Origin of the sequence: Cellulophaga sp. RHA19 (genome assembly GCF_002813425.1) — a bacterium.
GTDB lineage: Bacteria > Bacteroidota > Bacteroidia > Flavobacteriales > Flavobacteriaceae > Cellulophaga.
The window spans coordinates 1878186-1903473 of the sequence record NZ_PHUL01000001.1; the positions used below are offsets into that span (position 1 = coordinate 1878186).

25 protein-coding genes are annotated in these 25288 nt (G+C 31.7%); 17 read left to right on the forward strand and 8 right to left on the reverse strand.

What is annotated here, in order from left to right; genetic code table 11:
* The first annotated feature begins 1 nt into the window (after nt 1).
* Entirely contained in the window at nt 2-529 is a 528-nt protein-coding gene (locus AX016_RS08295; protein ID WP_100895159.1) for a hypothetical protein, read from the forward strand.
* Complete coding sequence (locus AX016_RS08300; RefSeq protein WP_100895160.1) at nt 513-1565, forward strand: hypothetical protein; 1053 nt, start codon at nt 513-515, stop codon at nt 1563-1565. The genes AX016_RS08295 and AX016_RS08300 overlap by 17 nt, the downstream gene beginning before the upstream one ends.
* A 77-nt stretch (nt 1566-1642) precedes the next feature.
* Here the strand turns inward: AX016_RS08300 and htpG are convergent, their stop codons facing one another.
* Nucleotides 1643-3532: a molecular chaperone HtpG gene (htpG, locus tag AX016_RS08305; RefSeq protein ID WP_100895161.1), complete on the reverse strand. Its 1890-nt coding sequence runs from the start codon at nt 3530-3532 to the stop codon at nt 1643-1645.
* Nucleotides 3533-3767: 235 nt separating this feature from the next.
* Between htpG and AX016_RS08310 the strand changes: the two genes are divergently transcribed.
* Both AX016_RS08310 and AX016_RS08315 read left to right on the forward strand, forming a co-directional pair.
* Nucleotides 3768-4778 carry a 3-oxoacyl-ACP synthase III family protein gene (locus AX016_RS08310; RefSeq protein ID WP_100895162.1) on the forward strand — a complete coding sequence of 337 codons (1011 nt, stop codon included), beginning with the start codon at nt 3768-3770 and terminating at the stop codon, nt 4776-4778.
* A 217-nt stretch (nt 4779-4995) separates the two neighbouring features.
* On the forward strand, nt 4996-5355 hold the full coding sequence (locus AX016_RS08315) for a CoA-binding protein (RefSeq protein WP_100895163.1): 360 nt from the start codon (nt 4996-4998) through the stop codon (nt 5353-5355).
* 84 nt (nt 5356-5439) lie between these two features.
* Here AX016_RS08315 and AX016_RS08320 read toward each other — a convergent pair whose 3' ends face one another.
* The gene (locus AX016_RS08320) at nt 5440-6903 is read right to left on the reverse strand and encodes a sodium:solute symporter (protein WP_100895164.1); all 1464 of its coding nucleotides are present in this window, start codon (nt 6901-6903) and stop codon (nt 5440-5442) included.
* A 109-nt stretch (nt 6904-7012) separates the two neighbouring features.
* Here AX016_RS08320 and recR point away from each other — a divergent pair, with 109 nt between their 5' ends.
* From recR to AX016_RS08380, 12 genes are all read left to right on the forward strand, one after another.
* A complete protein-coding gene (gene recR, locus AX016_RS08325; RefSeq protein WP_100895165.1) occupies nt 7013-7633 on the forward strand; it encodes a recombination mediator RecR in 621 nt (206 codons plus the stop codon).
* Between the two features lie 95 nt (nt 7634-7728).
* On the forward strand, nt 7729-9057 hold the full coding sequence (locus tag AX016_RS08330) for a dihydrolipoamide acetyltransferase family protein (protein ID WP_100895166.1): 1329 nt from the start codon (nt 7729-7731) through the stop codon (nt 9055-9057).
* A gap of 121 nt (nt 9058-9178) precedes the next feature.
* Entirely contained in the window at nt 9179-9955 is a 777-nt protein-coding gene (locus tag AX016_RS08335; protein ID WP_100895167.1) for a 3'-5' exonuclease, read from the forward strand.
* A gap of 3 nt (nt 9956-9958) precedes the next feature.
* The gene (locus AX016_RS08340) at nt 9959-10873 is read left to right on the forward strand and encodes a carboxypeptidase-like regulatory domain-containing protein (RefSeq protein WP_100895168.1); all 915 of its coding nucleotides are present in this window, start codon (nt 9959-9961) and stop codon (nt 10871-10873) included.
* 14 nt (nt 10874-10887) lie between these two features.
* Nucleotides 10888-11499 (forward strand): fumarylacetoacetate hydrolase family protein, encoded by a 612-nt coding sequence (locus AX016_RS08345; protein ID WP_100895169.1) that lies wholly within the window; start codon nt 10888-10890, stop codon nt 11497-11499.
* A complete protein-coding gene (locus AX016_RS08350) occupies nt 11500-11838 on the forward strand; it encodes an Hpt domain-containing protein (RefSeq protein ID WP_100895170.1) in 339 nt (112 codons plus the stop codon).
* On the forward strand, nt 11838-13085 hold the full coding sequence (locus AX016_RS08355; protein WP_100895171.1) for a competence/damage-inducible protein A: 1248 nt from the start codon (nt 11838-11840) through the stop codon (nt 13083-13085). Before AX016_RS08350 ends, AX016_RS08355 begins: the two co-directional genes overlap by 1 nt.
* 118 nt (nt 13086-13203) lie before the next feature.
* Nucleotides 13204-13440 carry a 50S ribosomal protein L28 gene (rpmB, locus tag AX016_RS08360; RefSeq protein ID WP_077400145.1) on the forward strand — a complete coding sequence of 79 codons (237 nt, stop codon included), beginning with the start codon at nt 13204-13206 and terminating at the stop codon, nt 13438-13440.
* A gap of 21 nt (nt 13441-13461) precedes the next feature.
* Nucleotides 13462-13644, forward strand: a complete 183-nt coding sequence (rpmG, locus tag AX016_RS08365; RefSeq protein ID WP_024481505.1) for a 50S ribosomal protein L33 — start codon at nt 13462-13464, stop codon at nt 13642-13644.
* A gap of 42 nt (nt 13645-13686) precedes the next feature.
* Complete coding sequence (locus AX016_RS08370) at nt 13687-13839, forward strand: DUF4295 domain-containing protein (protein WP_072304899.1); 153 nt, start codon at nt 13687-13689, stop codon at nt 13837-13839.
* A 90-nt stretch (nt 13840-13929) separates the two neighbouring features.
* Nucleotides 13930-14892, forward strand: coding sequence for a signal recognition particle-docking protein FtsY (gene ftsY / locus AX016_RS08375; RefSeq protein WP_100895172.1), 963 nt, complete (start codon nt 13930-13932; stop codon nt 14890-14892).
* 47 nt (nt 14893-14939) lie between these two features.
* Complete coding sequence (locus tag AX016_RS08380; RefSeq protein ID WP_100895173.1) at nt 14940-16610, forward strand: amidase family protein; 1671 nt, start codon at nt 14940-14942, stop codon at nt 16608-16610.
* Here AX016_RS08380 and AX016_RS08385 read toward each other — a convergent pair.
* Nucleotides 16607-17695 carry a serine hydrolase domain-containing protein gene (locus AX016_RS08385; protein WP_100895174.1) on the reverse strand — a complete coding sequence of 363 codons (1089 nt, stop codon included), beginning with the start codon at nt 17693-17695 and terminating at the stop codon, nt 16607-16609. The two genes, AX016_RS08380 and AX016_RS08385, sit on opposite strands and share 4 nt — an antisense overlap.
* A gap of 125 nt (nt 17696-17820) precedes the next feature.
* Here AX016_RS08385 and rimO point away from each other — a divergent pair, with 125 nt between their 5' ends.
* Nucleotides 17821-19122 (forward strand): 30S ribosomal protein S12 methylthiotransferase RimO, encoded by a 1302-nt coding sequence (gene rimO / locus AX016_RS08390; RefSeq protein WP_100895175.1) that lies wholly within the window; start codon nt 17821-17823, stop codon nt 19120-19122.
* Nucleotides 19123-19191: 69 nt separating this feature from the next.
* Here rimO and aqpZ read toward each other — a convergent pair whose 3' ends face one another.
* From aqpZ to AX016_RS08415, 5 genes are all read right to left on the reverse strand, one after another.
* The gene (gene aqpZ / locus AX016_RS08395) at nt 19192-19881 is read right to left on the reverse strand and encodes an aquaporin Z (protein ID WP_100895176.1); all 690 of its coding nucleotides are present in this window, start codon (nt 19879-19881) and stop codon (nt 19192-19194) included.
* Nucleotides 19882-20000: 119 nt separating this feature from the next.
* Entirely contained in the window at nt 20001-21239 is a 1239-nt protein-coding gene (locus AX016_RS08400) for a DUF3999 family protein (RefSeq protein WP_100895177.1), read from the reverse strand.
* Complete coding sequence (locus AX016_RS08405) at nt 21220-23607, reverse strand: DUF2339 domain-containing protein (RefSeq protein WP_100895178.1); 2388 nt, start codon at nt 23605-23607, stop codon at nt 21220-21222. Before AX016_RS08405 ends, AX016_RS08400 begins: the two co-directional genes overlap by 20 nt.
* Nucleotides 23608-23774: 167 nt before the next feature.
* Nucleotides 23775-24914: a serine hydrolase gene (locus AX016_RS08410; RefSeq protein WP_100895179.1), complete on the reverse strand. Its 1140-nt coding sequence runs from the start codon at nt 24912-24914 to the stop codon at nt 23775-23777.
* Nucleotides 24911-25153: a hypothetical protein gene (locus AX016_RS08415; protein ID WP_100895180.1), complete on the reverse strand. Its 243-nt coding sequence runs from the start codon at nt 25151-25153 to the stop codon at nt 24911-24913. Before AX016_RS08415 ends, AX016_RS08410 begins: the two co-directional genes overlap by 4 nt.
* Between the last annotated feature and the right edge of the window lie 135 nt (nt 25154-25288).

Here is a 25288-nt window from a genome sequence, read left to right on the forward strand (position 1 = left end):
GATGAAAAATTTAAGAAACAGTTTTACTGAAGATGATTTTCCTAAAAAAGAATTACCAGTAACACATAGAGCCGAGTTTTTAGAGAAGTTAGGTAATATGCCATCTGTAAAAAAGTATAATTATAGGTTTATGAAGATTGCGGCAGTATTTGTTTTACTTGTAGGATTGGCATTTGTGTTTGTGAAACAGAATGCTACAGATGATGAAGAAGAGATAAATACAATACAAATTACGGAAGAACTTAAAAAAGTAGAAACAGAGTATTTAGCTAATATAGATACAGAATGGAAGAATTTTTTAGCTGTGGCCACAGATGAAAAACTAATACGCAGGTATAAACAAAAGCTGACACAGTTAGACTTGGATTACAAACAAATTTCCAAAGAATTTAAAGCCGATAAAAATAACCTTTTTGTGGTAGAAGATTTAATTAGAAATCTGCAAACGCGTCTAAGTCTGCTTAAAGACATACAAGAACATATAAAAATATTAAACGCAAAAAAAGATCAAAATGAAACAGCCATATAAAATTTTACTATTATTAATTTTAATTACAACAGGAGTAGTTAGTGCACAAGAGGTAGTTGTGTATAAAAAGGATTTTAATGCAGACAAGATTATGGATGTTATTGTGAACCTAACTGGCTCTGGAATTAAAATACAACAATCTGACGATGATTTAATACATATTAAATACTCTATTTACTTTGTAAATTATAGTAAAAGATTACAGAATAAAATTTTAGAAATGGGAAATTTCAAAATAAATGTAGAAGAAAAAAACTATCGCTTACTGATTAACAATAGAGGGAAAATAGGTGGTTGGGGGGGCTTTGCTTTTTATGATTTAGAAAGTTTTGTGAAAAGAGATACGAATAACAAGGACTTAAATATTTCTCGGAAGACAAAAGAAGATATTGTATCAGAAATTAAAATGAGGAATTCAAGAATAAGTCATTACTTTAATCAAGACGGGACTTTAAAAAAAAATATAAAGAGAGCTAAATTTTTTAAGGCATCATTGGTATTACATTTACCTAAAAAAGTAATCTTAAGATTAAGAACAGAATCTTCTGGTGTTTTTATAGATGGAATAAGTAACGTAGTAAAAATGAGAGTAAAAAGAGGAGATTTTAGGATGAGTTCTTTTGTAGATTCTGAAAGTAATTTAGAGATTGACGACGCTAATCTTTTTATAAATGAAGTTGTTGGAGGTAAGTATACATTTAATAATATAAGAAGGGGATTAATAGGTTCTATTGCTGAAGCAACTATTATATCTGAGTTTTCTAATTTAGAAATAGGGGAGTTGCAAAAAGGAAATACAATTAAAGATTTTAGTAGTGAGTTTAAATTTTACCATATATCTCCTAATAATAACAACTTTAATCTAGATTCAGATTACTCTAAATTAAACATATATGGTAAAAACGAGAATAATAATCTTATAAATGCTTTTAAAACTAAGGTTAAGGACGGTTTAAGTCCTGCAGCAAACTTTACGTTAGAGGACCAGAATATAAATTTAAAAGTGGCTAACGGTTTAATTTACTACGATAACTAAAAATAGAGTAGTAGTATAAAAAAATCCGCATTAAGTAATTAATGCGGATTTTTTATTTTTAAGCTTAGTGGTACATATTACTTTACCATCTCATAACTTCTTTTAATAAAGTTAGTAAGCTCTTCACCTTTTAATAATCCTTTAGACAAACGTGCTAAGTCTAAAGATTGGTTTATTAAACGTGTTTTTGTTTCTGGTGCGTCTGCAGTTAAAATTTCAGAAACCAATGCGTGGTTTGTGTTTACAATAAGGTTGTACATTTCTGGCATATTACCCATACCAAACATACCACCGCCACCACCGGTTTGTTGCATTTCTTTCATTCTACGCATAAACTCTGGCTCTGTAATTGTAAAAGGAGCAGCGTTGCTATCCATAGCTTCTAACTGTACAGTAAAGCTTTTATTGGTAATAGTTTCTTCTAACTCTTTTTTAAGCGTTTCTTTTTCTTCTTCAGATAGTTTAGAGATTTGCTCTTCATCTTTCTTAATAAGATTGTCTATGTGGTCTGCATCTACTCTTGCAAAAGAAATATTCTCTTTAGAAGTTTCTAATTTTTGCATTAAGTGGCTAATAATAGGAGAATCTAGTAATAAAACCTCGTAACCTTTAGCTTTTGCAGCTTCAATATAACTGTGTTGTGCTTCTTTATCAGATGCGTAAAGAACAACAAGTTTGTTGTCTTTATCAGTCTGTGTAGCTTTTAATTTTTCTTGTAATTCTTCAAACGTATAAAAAGAACCATCTACCGTTGGGTACAATGCAAATTTGTCAGCCTTGTCAAAGAATTTATCATCAGAAAGCATTCCGTATTCAATAACAATTTTAATGTCATTCCATTTAGCTTCAAAATCTTCTCTATTATTTTTAAATAAAGACGATAGTTTATCTGCTACTTTTCTAGAAATGTAAGATGATATTTTTTTAACAGCACCATCAGCCTGTAAGTAAGATCTAGAAACATTTAACGGAATGTCTGGTGAGTCTATAACACCACGTAACATTGTTAAAAATTCTGGTACAATACCTTCTACATTATCGGTAACAAAAACTTGGTTTTGGTACAGTTGTATACGGTCTTTTTGTACGTTTAAATCGTTTGTTAATTTAGGGAAATATAAAATACCTGTTAAGTTAAACGGGTAATCTACATTAAGGTGTATATGAAACAAAGGCTCCTCAAACTGCATTGGGTAAAGCTCTCTGTAAAACCCTTTATAATCCTCTTCTTGTAAATCTGCCGGGGCTTTTGTCCAAGCTGGGTTTGGGTTGTTTATAATATTGTCTACCTCTTGTGTTGGTGCAGCATCTTCTTCCTTAGCATCTTCTGGCTTAGGTAAAGTTTCTGTACGCATACCAAACTTAATTGGTACAGGCATAAACTTATTGTACTTAGTTAAAAGTTCACTAATCTTATTGTCTTCTAAAAACTCAGTAGAGTCATCTGCAACGTGTAAAATAATTTCTGTACCACGTTCTGTTTTATCTGCAGCTTCTAAAGTAAAGTTAGGAGAACCATCACAAGTCCAATGTGCAGCTGGCTCGTCTTTAAAACTTTTAGTTATAATTTCTACTTTATCTGCAACCATAAAGGCAGAGTAAAAACCAAGACCAAAATGACCAATAATACCAGAATCTTTAGCAGAGTCTTTGTATTTGTCTAAAAACTCTTCAGCACCAGAAAAAGCAACTTGGTTAATATACTTTTCAACCTCGTCTGCTGTCATACCAAGACCTTGGTCTATAATATGTATTTTTTTTCCTTCTTTATCAACCTTAATTTCTATAACAGGGTTGCCATATTCTACTGTAGCTTCACCTATAGAAGTTAAGTGTTTAAGTTTTAAAGTTGCATCTGTAGCATTAGATATTAACTCACGTAAAAATATCTCGTGGTCGCTATATAAGAACTTTTTAATAAGCGGAAAAATATTCTCAACGGATACATTAATTTTACCTGTCGCCATAATTAAATTGTATTTTTTATCCCTTTAAGGAAAACTGATTATTAATTTTTTATTCTGATATTGGTATGGCAAATAAAATACCAATTAGGTTAATTATGACAAACTGACACACTAGCTGTTAGATTTCAGTTTTTTTGGTTATCTTCAATTATTGCAAGTATAAATTATCATTATTTATATATTGCAGCCTTAAATATGGGTTTTACCCCTAAAAACTAGTTTTAAAGTAAAAGTTATGTACAATTCAAAAATAATTGGCCTAGGTCATTATGTGCCAGAAAATGTAGTTACCAATGATGATTTATCTAAGGTAATGGATACTAATGATGCTTGGATACAAGAGCGTACTGGTATAAAAGAAAGAAGACATGTAGTTAAAGGAGACGGAGATACAACTACAACAATGGGCGTAAAGGCTGCTAAAGTAGCTATAGAACGTGCAGGTATAGATAAAGATGATATAGATTTTATAGTTTTTGCGACACTAAGTCCAGATTACTATTTTCCAGGACCTGGAGTTTTAGTACAAAGAGACTTGGGTATTAAAACTGTTGGGGCTTTAGATGTTAGGAACCAATGTTCTGGTTTTGTTTACGGTATTTCTGTTGCAGATCAATATATTAAGAGCGGAATGTATAAAAATGTTCTTGTAATTGGCTCTGAGTTACATTCTCACGGTTTAGATATGACAACACGTGGTAGAAGTGTTTCTGTAATTTTTGGTGATGGTGCAGGTGCGGCAGTACTAAGTAGGGCAGAGGATAACGATACAGGTATATTATCTACTCATTTACATTCTGAAGGGCAACATGCAGAGGAGTTATCTTTAATAGCACCAGGTATGGGTAAACGTTGGGTAACAGATATTATTGAAGATGCAGATCCTAATGATGAGTCTTACTACCCATATATGAACGGGCAATTTGTATTTAAAAATGCTGTAGTTCGTTTTAGTGAGGTTATAATGGAAGGCTTACAAGCTAATAATTTAGAAGTTTCTGATATTGATATGTTGGTGCCACACCAAGCAAATCTTAGAATATCTCAATTTATACAGAAAAAGTTTAAGTTGAATGATGACCAAGTGTTTAATAATATTATGAAATATGGTAACACAACGGCAGCATCTATTCCTATTGCATTAACTGAAGCTTGGGAACAAGGCAAGGTTAAAAAAGGAGATTTGGTGGTGTTAGCAGCTTTTGGTAGTGGATTTACTTGGGGTAGTGTAATTATTAAATGGTAATAATTACGTTAAGTATATAAAAACATAAAGCCCAGAGCAGAACTCTGGGCTTCTTTGTCATCGATAGGCTATACTAAACACTAACCATTAACTATAAAAATACAGCGTTATCAATGACCTTATCTTAAATGTCTTTTAATAACTATTTAGTTATAAGACGTTTATTTTACAATAAAGTTACATTCGTTAACAATATTTAACATTAAATTTTCAAAAAATGTCTAAAACCCTTGTTTTTGGTGCTTCGTTGAATCCGAATCGGTACAGTTTTCTTGCAGTGAAGAAATTAGTAGAAAAGAACATAACAACAGTAGCTTTTGGTAAAAATTTAGGGACTATTTTACGTGTTCAAATTAAAGATAATTTAACGGATTTTCAAAATGTTTTTACAGTTACTTTATATTTAAATCCATCTAGACAGGTAGAATATTACAACGATATCGTAAAATTACAACCAAAACGTGTCATATTTAACCCTGGAACAGAGAATCCTGAATTCTATAAAATACTGAAAATGAATAACATAGAGGTTATTGAAGGGTGTACTTTAGTAATGCTGGCTACAAATCAGTATTAATTTATTAATTTTTATTTTTTTGTAAATAAAAATTACAAATAATATAAAATAGTTACTCTTCTCTATGATGGTTTTTTTTAATATCTATTTTTTACGTATTAACCATAGTCCAAAAAAGGTAAGTAGACCATTTAGTGGAAGCATTTCATAACCAACAACATACCCTCCAAATTGCTCTGCAGGAATGTTAGAAATTACTAAAATTAGTAAAACAGGTACAATTGCAACTAGCCAAGACCATTTATCTTTGATTTTGTGCTTTGTAAAAATCCCAAATGCAAATAAGCCTAATAAAGGACCATAAGTATATGTTGCTACAGTAAGTAAGCTATCTATTACATTACGGTCTAATATGTTTTTAAATATTATAATTACTATAATAAGTAAAACACTCATACCTACGTGTGTAACTTTACGTAGCTTTTTTTGTTGCAATTCTGGTTTTTTATCAATTCCTAAGAAATCTACGCAAAAAGATGTTGTTAAAGAGGTTAGTGCACTATCTGCACTACTATATGCAGCAGCTATTAAACCCAGCATAAATGTTATGGCTATTGTAATTCCTAATCCGCTATTTAAGGCAATTTCAGGAAAAAGTAAATCTGTTTTAGGTTCGCCTACGCCTCCAAGAGCAGGAGTTGTAATATTAAATTTATTGGCATATATAAATAAAAGGGCTCCTAGTAATAAAAAAATAAAGTTTACAACTACTAGTACCAGGCTAAAAGAAATCATATTTTTTTGTGCATCTTTTAGTGTTTTGCAACTTAAATTTTTTTGCATCATATCTTGGTCTAAACCCGTCATACAAATAGCAATAAACATACCGCCAAAGAACGATTTTACAAAGTGACTTTTAGCTAAAAAACTATCCGTAAAAAATATCTTATTGTACTGTTGTAGTTCGTTTGAGGATAATAAACTGCCAATGCTCATATCTAATTTATCAGTAATAAAATAAATAGATAAACCAACCGAGGTTAGCATAAACAATGTCTGCAAGGTGTCTGTCCAAACAATAGTCTTTATTCCTCCTTTAAAAGTATAGATCCATATAAGTAGTATAGACAGTATTACGGTAACCTCAAAAGGAATATTTAAATCATCAAAAACAAATTGTTGCAATACTAAAGCAACTAAAAATAACCTAAATGAAGCACCTAATACTCTAGATACAAAGAAAAAGAAAGCACCAGTTTTGTAACTAACCATACCAAAACGTTCTTTTAAATACTCGTAAATAGAGGTTACATTAAGTTTGTAATAAATGGGCATTAATAGGTATGCTATAACAAAGTACCCAACTAAATAACCAAAAACTACTTGCATATAGCTAAACTGTGAGCCTTGTACCCAGCCAGGAACAGATATAAAAGTTACACCAGATAAAGATGCACCTACCATACCAAAAGCTACAACATACCAAGGGGATTGTTTGCCAGCTTTAAAAAAGTCTTCATTAGAATCGTTTTTACCGGTTAAGTAAGATATAAGTAGTAAAACTAAAAAGTAACAACCTATTAGTAGTAATATGTGCGTAGATGTCATAAGTAGTAATTTGTGATTGCAAAGTACAAAAAGAAAAAATATCATCATAGCTATTAATGACACCTGAAAAACAAGAATAAATTGTAAATTTGTATAGAAAAATAACAGTATGGAATTCTCTTCTAAATTGCTAGAAAATGCAGTATATGAAATATCTCAGTTGCCAGGAATAGGCAAACGTACTGCTTTGCGCTTAGCTTTACATTTATTAAAACAGCCTAAAGATCAAACTAGTGCCTTGTCTAGCAGTTTATTAAAATTAAGAGAAGAAATCAAGTTTTGTTCTAATTGCCACAATATATCTGATGTTGAGTTGTGTGAAATTTGTGCAAACCCAAAGCGAGACGAATCTATTGTATGTGTTGTAGAGGATATTAGAGATGTAATGGCTATAGAGAATACAGGGCAATACAGAGGCTTGTATCACGTTTTAGGGGGTAGGATATCTCCAATGGAAGGTGTGGGGCCGCAAAATTTAACAATTGGTTCTTTGGTTAATAAATCTAAAGATGGTATTATAAAAGAGTTAATTTTTGCTTTAAGTTCTACTATGGAAGGTGATACTACAAACTTTTATATTTACAAACAAATAGAAGGTATGGGCTTAAAAACTTCTACTATAGCACGTGGTATTGCGGTTGGTGATGAGCTAGAATACGCAGATGAAGTTACCTTGGGTAGAAGTATATTAAACAGGGTTCCTTTTGAGAATTCTTTAAAATTGGGATAGTTTAAATTAAAATAAATGCACAAAATTTAATTAAATGACGTTTTAATTAGTATTTTTGCAAAATTAAGTATATAAATTGCTTTTAAAATAGTAATATGTCAAAATTTGAATTAAAATTACCTCAAATGGGTGAAAGTGTTGCAGAAGCAACATTAACTACTTGGTTAAAAGAAGTAGGAGATACCATAGAGATGGATGAGGCTGTTTTTGAAATTGCCACAGATAAAGTAGATTCTGAAGTTCCTTCTGAAGTAGAGGGTGTCTTAGTTGAAAAACTTTTTAACGTAGATGATATAGTGCAAGTTGGACAAACTGTAGCTATTATAGAAATTTCTGGAGAAGCAGAAGTTACTACTACAACAGAAACTAGTGCAGCTGCGGTTGAAGAAAAAGTTGAAGATACACCAGAGGTTGCGGCTATAGAGAGTTCTATTGCTGTAGCTAAAGAAACTGTTGCAACATCACAAGATTTTAGCGATTCAGATAAATTTTATTCTCCTTTAGTTAAAAACATAGCAAAAGAAGAGGGTATTGCTATTGCAGAGTTAGATGCAATTACTGGTACAGGTAAAGAAGGTAGAGTTACCAAAACTGACATATTAAATTATGTAGAAAACAGAACAGCGCCTAGTAGTAATGGTAGTGCTGCTCCAAAAAGTGCGCCAGCACCACAGGCTACTCCGGCAGCAAAAGCAGCACCAGTTGTTGCATCTGCAGGAGATGAGGTTGTTCCTTTATCTCGTATGGGTAAATTAATTGCACAGCATATGACGGCTAGTATTGCTACATCTGCACACGTGCAAAGTTTTATAGAGGTAGATGTTACTAACCTTGTAAACTGGAGAAACAAAAATAAAAATGCTTTTCAGCAAAGAGAAGGGGAGAAACTAACGTTTACTCCAATATTTATGGAAGCAGTAGCATTTGCTATTAAAAAGTTCCCATTAATAAATATTTCTTTTGATGGTGAATCTGTAATAAAAAAGAAAAACATAAATATAGGTATGGCAGCAGCTTTACCAGATGGTAATTTAATTGTACCTGTAATTAAAAATGCAGATCAATTAAACCTAGTTGGTATGGCAAAAGTTGTAAATGATTTGGCAAACAGATCTAGAAGCAATGCTTTAAAGCCAGACGATATTCAAGGTGGTACATATACGGTAACAAATGTTGGTACATTTGGTAGTGTATTTGGAACACCAATTATTAACCAGCCACAAGTAGCTATTTTAGCTTTAGGAGCCATACGTAAAGTGCCATCTGTAATAGAAACTCCAGAAGGAGATTTTATAGGCATACGTTCTAAAATGTTCTTATCTCATAGTTATGATCACCGTGTTGTAAATGGTGCGTTAGGTGGTATGTTTATAAAAGCAGTAGCAGATTACCTAGAGGCTTGGGATGTAAATAGAGAAATCTAAACCAGCCACAAGCAATATAATACTATAAAATGCCCTGTTTTTTACAGGGCATTTTTTTTATACCTATTTTATTTTTTGTAAAAGTAGCTATTCATTTATCTTTGTGTTAAAACACAGTAAAATGGATTTAAAGTTAACACGCCCAATTTGTTTTTTCGATTTAGAAACAACAGGAATAAACGTGGCTAAAGATAGAGTGGTAGAGATTTCCATTTTAAAAATATATCCTAACGGAAATAAGGAAAGTAAAACGTGGTTGGTTAATCCAGAAATGGTAATTCCAGATGAGGTAATAGCAGTACACGGTATTTCTAATGAAAAAGTGGCAAACGAGCCTACTTTTGCAGCATTGTCTAAAGAAATTTATGCAATGATAAAAGATTGTGATTTAGGAGGGTATAATTCAGACAGGTTTGATATACCTCTGTTAGCGGAGGAAATGTTGCGTGCAGGTGTAGATTTTGATATGAAAAATACAGTTTCTGTAGATGTGCAAACTATTTTCTTTAAAATGGAGAAAAGAACTCTAGAGGCGGCTTATAAATTTTATTGCGATAAAGAGCTTACTAATGCCCATAGTGCAGCGGCAGATACCAATGCTACTTTTGAGGTTTTAAAATCGCAATTAGACCGTTATCCAGAATTGGAAAACGATATCAAAAAATTATCAGAATTTACAACACGTAAAAAGTTTGCAGATTTTGCAGGCTTTATTATTATAGACCAAGATGGTGATGCTGCTTTTTCTTTTGGTAAACATAAAGGTAAAAAGGTAGATGAGGTTTTAGAAAAAGAACCAGGTTATTTTGGTTGGATATTAAATGCAGATTTTCCATTGTATACAAAAAAGGTACTTACTCAAATTAAACTTAGTAAGTTAAATAATAAGTTAAGTTAAATAATGAGATTATTTTTTTTGCTCTTTTTTAGTGTTGTTAGCTTATCTGCACAAGAAATTTTAATAGATGGCACCATTTACAATGCTAAAACACAAGAGCCAATTCCTTATGTAAATGTTAGTTTTTTAAATACCTTAAAAGGTGCCTCTACAGATGAAAAAGGGTATTTTTTTGTTGATGTTCCTAACTCTTTTTTAGAAAAGCAAGTACACTTATCTTCATTAGGTTTTAAAGATACTATTGTAGCTGTTAAACAACTTGTAGCAGATAAAAAGTTTGGTATGGTAGAAGAATCTTTTGAATTAGATGAGGTTGTTGTTGCTAAATCAATTGGAGATTCTTTTGTTTTAAACCCTATTGGTAGTTATGACTTAAAAAGTGGGTTTGCGTCTTCTTCTACACCGTGGGTATTGGCAACTTACTACCCAAATATTGGAGCTTCAAAAAAATATATAAACAAGGTTACTGTATTTTTTCAGCAAGACGAGGGCTTTAAAAGAAGAGCATCTAAATTTAGAATTCGTGTTTATGCTGTAGACCCAGAAACTAAAAAGCCAACTAACGATTTATTGCATAAAAGCATTATTTTAGAAACTTTTGCAGAAAACGATTTTGTTTCTATAGATTTATCAGCCTTTACTATAAAAATGCCAAGAGAAGGTGTTTATATTGGTTTAGAGTGGTTGTTTGTGCCATATAATTGGTATGCTATAAAGGGTAAAGATGCAATTAGTAATGAGTTAACTATAGAAGATAGGTTTGCTCCTACCTTTGGAGGTGTTTACAATAAAAACCAAAATTTTAAAGTTATGGTATATGGTATGGGTGAGTGGACAGATTTTAAAGTGAAATCTAAAGATAATACTAAGCATTTAATACCAGCTGTAAGTCTAAAACTCTCTAAAGAGAAGCAATAAAAAAAGAAATTAAAATGAAGATAATTTGCATTGGTCGTAATTACACAGATCATATAAAAGAGTTGGCTAATGAAAAGCCTACAGATCCTGTCGTTTTTATTAAGCCAGACTCAGCTGTATTGCCTAAGGAGCAAGATTTTTATATTCCAGAATTTTCTAATAATATTCATTATGAAGTAGAGGTTTTGGTTAAAATTAAAAAGGTAGGTAAGCATATAGAGTCTCAATTTGCACCCAACTATTATGATGAAATTGGGCTAGGAATAGATTTTACGGCTCGTGATCTTCAATCTAAGTTAAAGGAAAAAGGATTACCTTGGGAAAAAGCAAAGGGTTTTGATGGTGCAGCGGTAATAGGTAAATGGCTTTCAAAAAGTAAGTTTTCTTCTGTAGATGATATAAATTTTTCTTTACTAAAAAATGATAAAATCGTACAAAAAGGAAATACAAATTTAATGTTGTGGAAAGTAGATGAGTTAATCTCATATGTTTCTCAGTATTTTATGTTAAAAAAAGGAGATATCATATTTACGGGTACACCAGCAGGTGTAGGAAGAGTAGATGCTAATGATTATCTTTGTGGCACGTTGGAAGGAGAAGAAATGTTTACATTAAATATTAAATAAATGATTTATAGTCTTGATAAGTTGAATGAAATGGCGGAAGGTGATATGGATTTTATCAATTCTGTAGTATCTGTTTTTTTAGAAGAAGTGCCTGAAGATTTGGGTCTTCTTGAAAAAGCAATTGAAAGTAGAGACTATGAGCCAACCTACCAGTTGGCACATAAAATTAAACCTAATGTAGATTTGTTAGGTATGGAGCAGACTAGAGCTGCTGCTTTTGAAATAGAATCATTAGGGAAGCAACAAGGCGATTTTAATAAAATTGAAGAAGTTTTTAAAACGTTAAAGATTGATGTTTTACAAGTTGTAACAGAATTAAAAAACGACTTTAGTTTGTAATGCTTGCCGAAATAATAACCATAGGAGATGAGCTACTTATTGGTCAGGTTATAGATACTAATTCGGCCTTTATAGGTAAAGAATTAAATAAAATTGGTGTTACAGTTTATCAAATAACGTCAATACAAGATAATAAGGAGCAAATTCTTTCTGCTTTAAAAGATGCTTCAAAAAGAGTAGATATTGTCTTAATTACAGGAGGTTTAGGCCCTACTAAAGATGATATTACCAAACATACATTGTGCGAGTATTTTAATGATACTTTGGTTCAAAATAACCAAGTATTGGCACACGTTGAAGAGTTGTTTAAGAAATTTTCTGACAAGCCAATTTTAGAAGTAAATAAGCAACAGGCAAAAGTACTGTCTAAAGCTACAGTATTGCACAATTTAAAAGGTACAGCACCTGGAATGTGGATAAAAGACAATGATACTGTTTTTGTGTCTATGCCTGGTGTTCCTTTTGAAATGCGATATCTTATTACAGAAGAAGTTGTGCCGCGCGTCATAAAAGAGTATAAAAGGCCGCATATAATACATAAAACATTTATAACCTACGGTGTGGGTGAAAGTGCTTTGGCAGAGCAAATAGAGGCTTGGGAAGACCAGTTACCTGTATTTATAAAACTCGCATATTTGCCAAGTTTGGGTTCTGTACGCTTGCGTTTGTCTGGTACTGGAAAAAATAAAGATATTTTAGAACAGGCAATAAAAGATGAGAGTCAAAAATTAATAGCTTTAATTGGCGATATAGTTTATGGCGAAGAAGGAGAGGATGTTTTAGAGGTTGCTACTGCAAAACTACTAACAGAAAAAGGAAAAACTTTAGCTACTGCAGAGAGTTTTACGGGAGGTAAAATATCAGAAATATTTACTTCTATACCAGGGGCATCAGCTTATTTTAAGGGAAGTGTGGTTTGTTATGCAACAGAAGTTAAAATTAATGTTTTAGGAGTTTCAGAGGCTTTAATTAAAGAGTATTCTGTGGTTAGTGAGCAAGTTGCAATAGCTATGGCTACAAATGTGCAAAAAGCGCTTAAAACCGATTTTGCAATTGCAACAACAGGTAATGCAGGACCAACAAAGGGAGATTCTAATGCAGAGGTGGGTACTGTTTATATTGGTATAGCAACTCCAACAAAAATATTTGCTATTAAAGAGCAATTAGGAGGTCAAAGAGAAAGAGTGGTAAATAAGGCTATTAATAAGGCTTTAGAGCTATTATATAAAGAAATATTAGGTTGTTAAATAGCAACATTTTAAGAGGTGGTAAAATAATTTTAAAAATTTGATGAAAAGAATTTTGTCTACCCAAAAAAAAGCTATAAATTTGCAGCCTGTTTAAAATAACACAAAATCTAGCATAATGTCAAAAGTTTGTGAAATCACTGGAAAGAAAGCAATGTTTGGAAATAACGTGTCTTTCTCTATTAATAAGACAAGAAGAAGGTTTGATGTAAATCTTTCCAAAAAACGTTTTTACATTCCAGAGGAAGATCGTTGGATAACTTTAAAAGTATCTACAAGAGCTCTTAAGAGTATCAACAAAAAAGGAATCTCTGAAGTATTAAAAGAGGCTAAAGCACAGGGGGTTATTAAATAATCTCTTTAAAAAATAATAAAGATGGCAAAGAAAGGTAACAGAATACAAGTTATTTTAGAGTGTACAGAGCACAAAGAGTCTGGGCAACCAGGTACTTCTAGGTACATTACCACTAAAAACAAAAAGAACACTCCGGATAGAATTGAGTTAAAGAAATTTAACCCAATTTTAAAGAAGATGACTGTTCATAAAGAAATAAAATAATTTAAATTTCCTTTAGTAAGGAAGTTGTTAAACTATAAAGTTATGGCAAAGAAAACAGTAGCAAGTTTACAGACCAGCTCAAAGAGATTAACTAAAGCCATTAAAATGGTAAAGTCTCCTAAATCAGGAGCTTACACTTTTGTGGAATCAGTTATGGCTCCAGAATTAGTAAGCGAGTGGTTAGCTAAAAAATAATATCAATATACAGTATTGATAATAAAGCTACTTTCATTAGAAAGTGGCTTTTTTTATTTTTATATCTTTGGTAAAATTACAGGATAAAAAATGAGTCTATTTAAAAATATATTTTCTTCAAAAAAGAAGGAAAGCCTTGATAAAGGTTTAGAGAAAAGTAAAAGTAGCTTTTTTTCTAAGTTAAGTAAAGCTGTAGCTGGTAAAACTAAGGTAGATGATGATGTATTAGATAATCTAGAAGAAATTCTAGTAACTTCTGATGTTGGAGTAGAGACTACCTTGAAAATTATAGATCGTATAGAGGCACGTGTTTCTAAAGATAAATATTTAGGTACAGATGAGCTTAATGTAATTTTGCGAGAAGAAATTGCATCACTTTTATCAGAAACTAATACTGGTAATGATACAGAGTTTACGGTTCCTAAAGGTGTAAAACCATATGTAATAATGGTTGTTGGTGTTAATGGTGTTGGTAAAACTACAACCATTGGTAAAATGGCTTATCAGTTTAAAAAACAAGGGTTAAAAGTTGTTTTAGGTGCGGCAGATACTTTTAGAGCCGCTGCTATAGATCAACTACAGGTTTGGGCAGATCGTGTAGATATTCCTATTGTAAAGCAAAAAATGGGTAGTGACCCCGCTTCTGTTGCTTTTGATACGCTAAGCTCTGCTGTAACACAAAATGCAGATGTTGTAATTATAGATACAGCTGGGCGTTTACATAATAAGGTAAATTTAATGAATGAACTTACCAAAGTAAAACGTGTAATGCACAAGGTGGTAGAAGATACTCCGCATGATGTAATGTTGGTTTTAGATGGTTCTACAGGGCAAAACGCTTTTGAGCAAGCTAAACAGTTTACTAAAGCAACAGAGGTTACATCATTGGCGGTTACTAAATTAGATGGCACAGCTAAAGGAGGAGTGGTAATTGGTATCTCAGATCAATTTCAAATCCCTGTGAAGTATATAGGAGTAGGAGAAGGTATAGAGGACTTACAAGTTTTTAATAAGTTCGAGTTTGTAGATTCTTTCTTCAATTTAAAAAAGTAATGTAAAAACCTCCATTTGGAGGTTTTTTTATTTTAATACTGTTTGTAATGAAAAAGTATGTTTTAGTTGTTTTAGTGTTGTTGGTTATTTCTTGTAAAAATAAAGTAGAAGATGCTAAAAAGGAGCTTGTTTTATGGCAGCCTTATAATGATTCTTTAGAAGTTGCAGAAAATGCAGAGCATACTAATCCTAGAATGCGTTACAAATTAATACAGTCTAAAGTAATAGACAAGAATGAAATATTTCTTCCTCTTTATCCTGAGGTTCAAAAATTATCTAACGAAGAATATAAAGCCTTAAAACCGCTTATTTTAGAACAAAATATCTACACGCTACGCAAGCATATAAATAATGGTGAGTTAACTTATGAGAAATTGGTTCTCTTTTATTTGTATCGTATATATAAGTATGAGTTGGATAATGCTACAACATTAAACACTATTGTAGCTTTAAATAAAGATGTAGTAATGCAAGCTCGCAAATTAGATGAGCTAAAGAAGAAAGGTGATGAGTCTAATGTTGTGCACCCTATTTATGGTATGCCTATTTTGTTAAAAGATAATATAAATACTAAAGGAATGTTTACTACAGCTGGTTCTATAGCTTTTAAAAATAATGTCACAGATGATGCCTTTGTGGTAAAAAGATTAAAAGAAAACGGAGCTTTAATTTTAGGCAAGGTTAATTTAAGTGAGTGGGCCTATTTTTTATGTACAGGTTGTCCGGTTGGGTATAGTGCTGTAGGTGGACAAACATTAAATCCTTACGGTAGAAAAATTTTTGAAACAGGTGGTTCTAGTGCTGGTAGTGGCACGGCAGTGGCGGCAAATTACGCTGTGGCTGCTGTAGGTACAGAAACATCGGGCTCTATATTGTCTCCTTCTAGTCAAAACTCGGTTGTTGGTTTAAAGCCTACAATAGGTTTTTTAAGTAGAACTGGTATTGTACCAATTTCTAGCACCTTAGATACTCCTGGCCCAATGGCTAAAAATGTGCCTGATGCTGCTATTTTATTAGATGCAATGAAGGGTAAAGATGCTGCAGATAGTAAATCTGTTGAAAAAGAATTAGGAGTGCTTTCTGCACCTTTAACGGATAATAGCTTAAAAGGGAAGCGTTTTGGGGTGATTAAAAACTTGTTAGCTACAGATTCTATTTACAGAGCATCGGTAGATAAACTAAGAGAGCACGGAAGTATTATTGTAGAAATTACGCCTCCAGAAGTTTCAATGAGTGGTTTTTTAAGTATTTTGAATATTGATATGAAGCACGATTTGCCAACTTACATAAAAAATCAAACTAAAAATAAACTACCAATACAGGATATAAAATCTGCAGTAGCGTTTAATGCTAAAGACTCTGTTATAAAAATACCTTATGGGCAATCCTTATTTAGAGGTATTTTAGCAGATACCACTACAGTTGAAGAATTGGCTGTTATTGTAAGTAATTTAGAGCAAAGCGGAAGGCGTTATTTTAATGAGGCTATGGATGCTCATAATTTAAATGCAATTTTATCTATTAATAATTACCACGCTGGTTATGCGGCAGTAGCTAAATACCCTGCAATTACAGTGCCAATGGGGTATAAAAAAACAGGAGAGCCAATTAGTTTAACTTTTATAGCTAAACAATTTAATGAGGCAGAATTGTTACGATATGCTGCTGGTTTTGAGTCAGCTTTTAAGGCGAGGCAAATACCAGAAAATTACAATTAGTTAATTAAATTATTTATTTTCTCCCACAGTATATTATCAAAACTAGATGGACCAAGTAATTCGTCATTAGCGGCATCACCCATACGTACAATAACTAAGTTTTTGCTTGGTATAACATATAATTTTTGATCGTCTTTGCCTAAACCGGCAATTAAATCATTTGGTGCATTAGGAATTAGTTTGCCAGTATACTCTTGTTCGGATGTTGGTAGTCTGTAAGAATCTTTTCCGTTTAACCACCAAAAATAGCCATAGGCTTTATTTGAGTTTTGAGATGTATTAGTCATTTCGTTAAAATATGTTTCAGATTTTAAAACAGAAGTTCCATTCCAATTTCCTTTGTTTAGATTTAAAAGACCAAATCTGGCCATACTTCTGGCGTTGCTATAGTATAATTTAAAATAACCAAAAGGTAGCCAAGAGCCTTGCATACCAGTCATATTTTTTAGTTTGTTATTAAAATAAGTATTAAAATTTTGCTGTGTGGCTCCTTCTATAATATTATGTGTAATAGTGTATGCTCCATTATGATAGTACCAAAATGTGCCTGGTAAATTTTTAAAAGTAAAACACTCTGGGTCTGTGCAGTTGTTGTTAGTTACAGTATAATCTAAACCAGTAGTCATTGTTAAATGATTTTTAACTGTAATGCTTTGTTCTTGAGTAGTTGTTAAAGAAGACCAGCCTGTACCTAAATAATTGCTAGATGGCAAATTAACATCTAAAAAACCTTCTTCAATAGCAATTCCGGCAGTAAAAGAAACTAATGTTTTTGCAGCAGAGTTCCATGCTAAATTAGAATTTGCATCGGTATTATTACCATACCATTCAACTACAATTTTTCCATTTTCAAGTATTAAAAAAGCTTTAGTCTTATTGGTTTCTATAAAATCTAAAAGAGGTTGTAGGGCGTCTTCATTCCAATTTAAATTAGAAATAGAATTTGTTTGCCATTCATCAGAATTTATAGGAGGAAAGTATAGTTTATTAGAATCTATATTTTCAATAGCGGTGTCACTGTCTGTAGAACAGCCAAAAAGAAAACAAAATAATATTACTGTAACAAAGTATTTGCTGTTTTTCATTTACTGTATTTTTTGTTTTAGATAACATTAAAGGCTAATGGTTTAACGTAAAAATCATAAAATTAGTTCTATATAGGTGTCATTCCTTAAGCAAGTTGTATTTTTGCAGCCAATTTTAATAGATTATGCGCACAAAATCACTCAAAACAAATAAAATTAACGTAGTTACTTTAGGTTGCTCTAAAAACGTGTACGATTCTGAAGTACTAATGGGGCAGTTAAAAGCTAACGGTAAAGAGGTGGCTCATGAAGATGAAGGTAATATTGTTGTAATTAATACGTGTGGCTTTATTGATAATGCAAAAGAAGAGAGTGTTAACACTATTTTAGATTTTGTACAGAAAAAAGAAGCAGGTGAAGTAGATAAGGTTTTTGTAACAGGATGTTTAAGTGAGCGTTACAAGCCAGATCTAGTAAAAGAAATTCCTAATGTAGATGAGTATTTTGGAACTAGTCAGTTGCCTAGTTTATTAAAAGCTTTAGGTGCAGATTATAAGCATGAGCTAATAGGTGAGCGTATAACTACAACACCAAAAAACTATGCTTATTTAAAAATTGCAGAAGGTTGTGATAGACCTTGTTCTTTTTGTGCAATACCGTTAATGCGTGGTAAGCATAAGAGTACGCCTATTGAAGATTTAGTTACTGAAGCAGAAAAATTGGCGGCTAAAGGTGTTAAGGAATTGATACTTATAGCACAAGATTTAACATACTACGGTTTAGATTTATATAAGAAAAGAAACTTGGCAGAGCTTTTAGAGGCTTTGGTAAAAGTAGAAGGTATAGAGTGGATACGCTTGCACTATGCGTTTCCTACTGGTTTTCCAATGGATGTGTTAGATTTAATGAATAAGGAGCCTAAAATTTGTAATTATTTAGATATTCCTTTACAGCATATTTCTGATGCTATTTTAAAAAGTATGCGTCGTGGAACCACGCAGGCAAAAACAACAAAATTACTAAAAGATTTTAGGGCTACAGTTCCTAATATGACTATTAGAACTACTTTAATTGTTGGTTATCCTGGAGAAACAGAAGAGGATTTTGAAACCTTAAAACAGTGGGTAATAGATATGCGTTTTGAGCGCTTAGGTTGTTTTACTTATAGTCATGAGGAAAATACACATGCTTACAATTTGGAAGATAATGTGCCAGAAGAGGTAAAGCAAGATAGAGCTAACCAGATAATGGAAATACAGTCACAGATTTCTTGGGAGCTAAATCAGGAAAAGATAGGAGAAACTTTTAAGTGTATTATTGATAGAAAAGAGGGGAATTACTTTGTTGGTAGAACAGAATTTGATTCGCCAGACGTAGATAACGAGGTTTTAATTGATGCTACAAAGCACTATTTGAAACAAGGTGAATATGCAAATATAAAAATTACGGAAGCGGCAGATTTTGATTTATACGGAGAGCCAGCTTAATTTTAGCTTTATAGTATAAAAAAAGCCCTAGAAAATTAATTTTCTAGGGCTTTTGCTTTTTTTTAAGTCTTATTTTTCTTCAGGAGAGATTAATTTGTAAACCAAGCCTGCTAAAATAGCCCCTATTATAGGAGCTACCCAAAATAGCCATAATTGTGGTAAAGCACCATCTGTTTGTGCAAATAATGCCTGACTGGTACTACGTGCAGGGTTTACAGATGTGTTAGTTACAGGAATGCTAATTAAGTGTATTAGTGTAAGTCCAAGCCCAATAGCTAAACCAGCCATACCTTTAGGAGCTTTAGAGTGCGTTGCGCCAAGTATAATTATTAGAAACATAAACGTCATTACAATTTCTGTAATTAATGCTGATGTCATATTGTATCCGCCAGGAGAAAACTCCCCAAAACCATTAGAGGCAAAGCCGCCAATATTAAAGCCTTCTTTACCGCTAACAATAGCGTATAAAATTGCTGCTCCTGCAATACCGCCCATTACTTGAGCAATTATGTATGGGAAGAGATCTTTTTTATCAAACCTGCCTCCAACACATAACCCAATAGAAACCGCCGGATTTAAGTGGCAACCAGATATATGGCCAATTGCATATGCCATAGTTACTACTGTTAATCCAAAAGCAAGTGCAACACCTGCAAATCCAATTCCTAATTCTGGGTATGCAGCTGCTAATACCGCGCTACCACATCCGCCAAGGACAAGCCAAAGCGTACCAATAAATTCTGCTACTAATTTTTTCATTTTTGTTTGTTAATGGTTAATAAGTGTTTAATACCATAACAAAGCGTAAGAAAGTAAGTTGTAAAATATGGGGGGATTCACAAGTTACAAAAAAACGGAGCTAGTTGTATGTTAAGTTTTTATTCTGGTTTTTTACTTAACATTTTATAAGAAAACCAGCCAATTACAAGCATAACTATTCCCATAATAAGCCAAAGCCATATTTTATTTGTAAATAATGGTTCTTGAATTTTTTCTTCTTTTTTTGCAATTTCTGTTACTGAACCAATAGTTAAGCCTTTAATGTCTTCTGGCATTTTTATGTTTAGCTGTGCAATATCGTAATTTGGTGCGTAGGCACTTTTGTTACCATAGGTTAAATAATACGTAGCTGGTTCGGTAAACCTAGCTGTTAGTTGGTATTTGTAACCCTTGGCGTTTATATTATCTATTTTTAAAGGTTGATTATCAAAATTTAAAATAGTAACTCTTATTTTTTTTGAAAAAGTATTATCAAAAGTAAATGCGTTATTTTCAATAGATGATAATGTGCCAATTCTTAGGGTATTGTAGTTGTAAACGTACCCTTTTTCTGTTTTAACACTGTCTATTAGTTCTTCAATTTTTATAGGTCTGTAGTAGTCTATTTTATTGTTAACCTTTACGGTGATTTGATGTGTAGGTGCTTTTCTATCAAACGCAATATTTACTATTGTTTTTTTATTTTTTTTATCTTCAACTACATTAAAAGATTTTACTGTTCTGTCTGTAATATTAGCTGCTGTCTGTTGTTGGTGTTCTAATGTAGCTTTTTCTAATATTGGTTCTTCATCACTCTTAATGCCTATTCTAAAATAACTGAATTCCGCAGCAGGAAAAGTAATGTCTGTAAAGCTGTAATTGGTTTGACTATTTTTTATGGCAACAATTCTATAGTCATCATATATTTTAAACCATTTTTTTTGGTGATGACTAGCTTCTACCAAAACTTTCCAATCAAAATTAGAATTCTCAAAATTTAGTTTTATGTGGTTAATAGCATCTTTAGAAGGTACTTTAAGTGTAAAATAATATACGCCATCTTTAGTGCTAGCATTTAGTAATTTATAATCTACCGTTTTTGTTTTTAGCTTAGGAGATGTGTAGTTTAACAGGTAGGGCGCTTCAATAGTATCATTTTTGGCTGTTATACCATAAATACGAATATCACTTAAGCGTTCCTGTGTATTAGAGAAAACAACGTCTGGCAGTGTAATTGTATGCCAGGTGCCTTTAATATTTTTAAGCTCAATTTTAGCATCATAATTTTGCATTTGACCGTAAAATGCAACTGTGATCAGTAAAAAAAATAGTGTGAATTTATTCTGCTTTTGTCTCATCAAAAATTTTGTTTTTGTACTTATTGTATAAAAATGAAACTCCTAAAATTAATAGCCCTAATATAACTAGGACAAGAGTTTTTGATATAGTGTTTAAAGATGCCAAATCTAAAAAGAATAGCTTAATTATGGTGATTCCAAATAAAATAATACCTCCAATACGTAAGTATTTAATTTTTTTCCAGATGCCTTTAGCTACCAAGAAGAAAGAATATAGCCCCCATAAAATGGTTAGCTCTAGTCCGTATGTTTGTTCTGCACCAGACAAGTCTATCCAATTAATAAGTTCACTGCTTAAAATCCAAAGTACAGTAATGTTAAGTAGTATAGAAAACGCAATTTTAAAGTTTATGCGCATAAAACTTTGCTTAGTGTAGCTGTAAGTACAGTATACTATTAGTGCTATAAACGCATAAAGTATATACCTTACTGCAAGGTGCATACTTCCAGAGTTGTAATATTCAGACGGATCTAAATAGCTATCTCTTAAGTCACTTACAATAAGTAGACCAATTGTTAAAGAAATAAATAAAACAAGACTGTTAATACTAATGTTTGCAATACCTAATGCTCTGATTTTTATCTTTTTAATATTTATAATACTTAGTATAGAAAAGAATAACAAGGTGTAGTATACAAGTGTTAGTATGCTAAAGCTATTAATGTCATAATTAATAGGGTTGCTATAAATGTCTGTTTTGTCTATTATAATTTTAGACTTATCTAGAGCTAAATTAAAGTAGTGTATTATTTCTACAAAGAAACTACTAAATGTTACTAATATTAATACTATTGGGGCAATGTAAGATAAAACGTTGTTTTTGGTATTGTGTTTTTTATTGGTTGTATAAATGAAATACAAAGAAGCAATACTAAGTAAAGATCCTAATAAATTTACGTTCAATAGTGGAGTAACATTACCTACGTAATCACTATAATAACTATGATCTAAGTAGTAAGTGCCCCAATCTTGAAACAAGCTTAGTAGAGATAATATTATTAATGGATAAGAGATTTGCTTTAATATAGGCGCGCCTTTTGATGAGCCAATCCAGAAAAGTAAAGCGGCAATAGTAATCCATAAAATAGTAACGTAATTACCGTCTAGTTGTACAGGTACAGCAATGGTGATAAAAACAAACACCATACCTAATATAAAATATAAAAGCTTACTATCTGCTAATTTTTGTTTGTATAAAATAGTGCCAGCAATAAAATGCAACAACGCATTTGCAACCGTAAATAAGCCTAAATAGCTATCATAATCTTTTGTATAGCTTAAAATGTAAAAGCCAAAGCCAAAAAAGAAGAAAGAGTTTACTAGTAATATTATAATAGAACTAGCATTAAATGCTTGGTTCTTTTTTACCTTATTTACAATAAAAGTTGTGTAGAATATGGCAAAGAAAATAAATAAGAAGGTAAAAGCCTCTGTAAAGTAGTAGTCTTCATATTTAGATACAAACCAAGAGCTATAAATTAACCAAGTAAATATAAAAGCAGAGTAGAATAAGCCCTTCCAATCTTTTTTAAATGACAATGTTAAAATGCCTATGTTAATTATAGACATATATGTAAATAAAATTCCAACTTGTCCAGATCCACTACTAAGTAAAAAAGGAACAGCGTATGCGCCAACCAAGCCAATATGTGCAATTGCTTGTTTGTTGTAGTTAATAGCGGCAATAACTGTAAATACGGTGAGTAATACCATTATTGCAAAAGCGGGTATTTGCGAAAATATATCGTAAAAACTATAGGCAGCAAACGTTATAAAGTAGAGTATGGCAATAGAGCCACTTACTAAAACAGCACTGTAACTAGTGTATTTTTCTTTTAATTTAATTCCAAGACCAAGTAAACCTAGACCGGTTAAGTATCCTAAAATTATTCTTGTTAACGGACTAATTAAATTGTTTTCTATAGAGTATTTAGCACCGATTGCAACGCCTATAACAACTATTAGAATACCTATTTTGTTTAAAAGGTTTTCTCCAATAAATTTTTCAATATTAGATTTGCCTTTAGGTTTAGAGATTCTTTTTTCTCTAGGTTTTATATTTTGTTTAGGTTGTGTAGTTGCATTTTGCGGGGCAGTAATAGGGTCTTTATAAACATCTTTTGTCACTTCTATAACAGGTTCTTTTACTGTAGGCTTTTCTACTGTAGGTTCTGTAATAGGGGTAACTTCTGGTGTTGTAATAGTTGCAGGCTTTACACTACTTTTTTGTTTAGGAATACCATCTTTTTTAAGTCGCTCTATTTCTTTGTGTAGAACCATTAGTTCTTTAGCAAAGTGCTCTTGCTTGCTTAAAAGAATTTCAAACTGCTTGGTTAGGTTATTTAAATATTCTTGGTCGTTTGCCATAAGCTGGTTCCTAAAAATTACGTGTTGTTATAGTAGCACGCAATGTAGCGATAACTATAGGTTGGTTTGTACCCCGTAAACAGTGAAATATAACAGTTTACAAAATTAATTGGTTATATACTATAACAAGTTTAAGTGTTAAATAGTATAATAGGTTAATTTTAGTTCTACTTTTTTTGCAGGTTGTAATTGTAAAATTCTCTACCTAATTCTGCTAAAAATGGAATTCCCACAGTTTCATACTCGTAGTTATTGTCATTAAAAACGCCATTTTTATTTACTAGAATAGTTGCTGTTAGCATAAAACTAATATCGTTTTCTGTGTCTTCAATAAAAGCACAATCTGTTAGTGTACCATATGCGTAACCAACCTTATTGTATATCTTTATATTGTTTGGTATAGGGTCTTTTGTGTTGCCAAACATAAAAAACTTTACATAACTGTCATAATAAGAATCACTAGTATAGCCAGCGTCTTTAGGAGTATTGCTCATTGCGTTTTTTAAAAATGCTATATCATCCAAATACAAATTAAACTGTTGTTCTTTTGTAAATGATTCTGGGTAAATAACGCGTTGCAAAACTTGTTGCTGAGCTTCAATACTGTAAAAATTCTTCAAGCTAAAATTAAAAGCCTCTTTTTGTAATATATTTTCTTCATCAATATAACCAATGCCTTTTTTAATCTTATTGAGGTTTAAAGGTAAAATAGGGCTGTTAATTATGGCTTTACTGTTTGTTGTAGTGCTATCATTTAAATAAATAACCAAAGGTTTTGTGGTAACATTATCAGCATCTTCTGTAGCTAATCTATGAGCTATTCTAACATTTTTAATGCCCTTTTCTTTTAATTTTTTATTAATGTAATCCTGACCTAAAAACTCAAATAACCTGTTATAGGCGTCATTATCGCTAACAGCAAATATTTTAATTATTTCTTTGGCAAATGTTGTTTTAATAGAGTCTCCTTCAATAAAAAATTCGGTATCCTTAGTAAGATTATCACTTTCAAATATTTTTTCTAAAGTTAAAATGGCAATCGGTAATTTAACAGAGCTAGCAGGGTAAAAATAGTTTTTAGGATTAGTATTAAAATCATAGTTTCTGGCTATATACAATCCGTTTTTTTTATTTATCTCGGTATATCTAAATTGTACTTCGTGTTTAGAAATACTGTCCAGAACCTTTTTTATATTATCACTTTTAGATGCTAAAAAATAGTCAATAGGGTGGTTTATTTTTTGCTGTTTTTCTTTGCAAGAAAAAAGTAGCACTAGCGTACATATAATGAGTGTAAAATGTTTCATTCTGCAGTGTATAATTCTCCTCTATGTGGTTTTAAAGCATCTCTAACAGTAATCATTTCTGCCTCGTTAACAACTAAATAAGCAATACTATGCATATCTGTTAAAGCATTAAAGCCCGTAATGTTTAATTGTAAATTCTCTGCGGTAATAAATTCTTTTAAATGTATTTCATGGTGCTCTGCAGTTTTCTCTGCTGCGGGACCTCTAAAATCCCAAATAAGTTTTATTTTTTTAGACATTTAGTAGTAGTTAATTTGGTGTAATAAGGGTAAAACTACTATTTCTTTATGAAAACAATGTAGTGTAAATCACATAAAAAAATACTTTTTTAAGGTCTAAAGGAGTTTTTTGATGTTAAAAATTAACTTTTTTTA

Excerpts from the sequence above, each read along its gene's own strand:
- AX016_RS08400 (WP_100895177.1), bottom strand. The coding sequence starts at position 21,239 with ATGAGACAAAAGCAGAATAAATTCACACTATTTTTTTTACTGATCACA.
- AX016_RS08340 (WP_100895168.1), top strand. The coding sequence starts at position 9,959 with ATGAGATTATTTTTTTTGCTCTTTTTTAGTGTTGTTAGCTTATCTGCA.
- AX016_RS08415 (WP_100895180.1), bottom strand. The coding sequence starts at position 25,153 with ATGTCTAAAAAAATAAAACTTATTTGGGATTTTAGAGGTCCCGCAGCA.
- rimO (WP_100895175.1), top strand. The coding sequence starts at position 17,821 with ATGCGCACAAAATCACTCAAAACAAATAAAATTAACGTAGTTACTTTA.
- rpmG (WP_024481505.1), top strand. The coding sequence starts at position 13,462 with ATGGCAAAGAAAGGTAACAGAATACAAGTTATTTTAGAGTGTACAGAG.
- rpmB (WP_077400145.1), top strand. The coding sequence starts at position 13,204 with ATGTCAAAAGTTTGTGAAATCACTGGAAAGAAAGCAATGTTTGGAAAT.
- AX016_RS08380 (WP_100895173.1), top strand. The coding sequence starts at position 14,940 with ATGAAAAAGTATGTTTTAGTTGTTTTAGTGTTGTTGGTTATTTCTTGT.
- AX016_RS08300 (WP_100895160.1), top strand. The coding sequence starts at position 513 with ATGAAACAGCCATATAAAATTTTACTATTATTAATTTTAATTACAACA.
- AX016_RS08310 (WP_100895162.1), top strand. The coding sequence starts at position 3,768 with ATGTACAATTCAAAAATAATTGGCCTAGGTCATTATGTGCCAGAAAAT.
- AX016_RS08330 (WP_100895166.1), top strand. The coding sequence starts at position 7,729 with ATGTCAAAATTTGAATTAAAATTACCTCAAATGGGTGAAAGTGTTGCA.
- recR (WP_100895165.1), top strand. The coding sequence starts at position 7,013 with ATGGAATTCTCTTCTAAATTGCTAGAAAATGCAGTATATGAAATATCT.
- AX016_RS08355 (WP_100895171.1), top strand. The coding sequence starts at position 11,838 with ATGCTTGCCGAAATAATAACCATAGGAGATGAGCTACTTATTGGTCAG.
- AX016_RS08315 (WP_100895163.1), top strand. The coding sequence starts at position 4,996 with ATGTCTAAAACCCTTGTTTTTGGTGCTTCGTTGAATCCGAATCGGTAC.
- AX016_RS08370 (WP_072304899.1), top strand. The coding sequence starts at position 13,687 with ATGGCAAAGAAAACAGTAGCAAGTTTACAGACCAGCTCAAAGAGATTA.
- ftsY (WP_100895172.1), top strand. The coding sequence starts at position 13,930 with ATGAGTCTATTTAAAAATATATTTTCTTCAAAAAAGAAGGAAAGCCTT.
- AX016_RS08405 (WP_100895178.1), bottom strand. The coding sequence starts at position 23,607 with ATGGCAAACGACCAAGAATATTTAAATAACCTAACCAAGCAGTTTGAA.
- AX016_RS08350 (WP_100895170.1), top strand. The coding sequence starts at position 11,500 with ATGATTTATAGTCTTGATAAGTTGAATGAAATGGCGGAAGGTGATATG.
- AX016_RS08345 (WP_100895169.1), top strand. The coding sequence starts at position 10,888 with ATGAAGATAATTTGCATTGGTCGTAATTACACAGATCATATAAAAGAG.
- AX016_RS08410 (WP_100895179.1), bottom strand. The coding sequence starts at position 24,914 with ATGAAACATTTTACACTCATTATATGTACGCTAGTGCTACTTTTTTCT.
- AX016_RS08295 (WP_100895159.1), top strand. The coding sequence starts at position 2 with ATGAAAAATTTAAGAAACAGTTTTACTGAAGATGATTTTCCTAAAAAA.
- aqpZ (WP_100895176.1), bottom strand. The coding sequence starts at position 19,881 with ATGAAAAAATTAGTAGCAGAATTTATTGGTACGCTTTGGCTTGTCCTT.
- AX016_RS08320 (WP_100895164.1), bottom strand. The coding sequence starts at position 6,903 with ATGACATCTACGCACATATTACTACTAATAGGTTGTTACTTTTTAGTT.
- AX016_RS08335 (WP_100895167.1), top strand. The coding sequence starts at position 9,179 with ATGGATTTAAAGTTAACACGCCCAATTTGTTTTTTCGATTTAGAAACA.
- AX016_RS08385 (WP_100895174.1), bottom strand. The coding sequence starts at position 17,695 with ATGAAAAACAGCAAATACTTTGTTACAGTAATATTATTTTGTTTTCTT.
- htpG (WP_100895161.1), bottom strand. The coding sequence starts at position 3,532 with ATGGCGACAGGTAAAATTAATGTATCCGTTGAGAATATTTTTCCGCTT.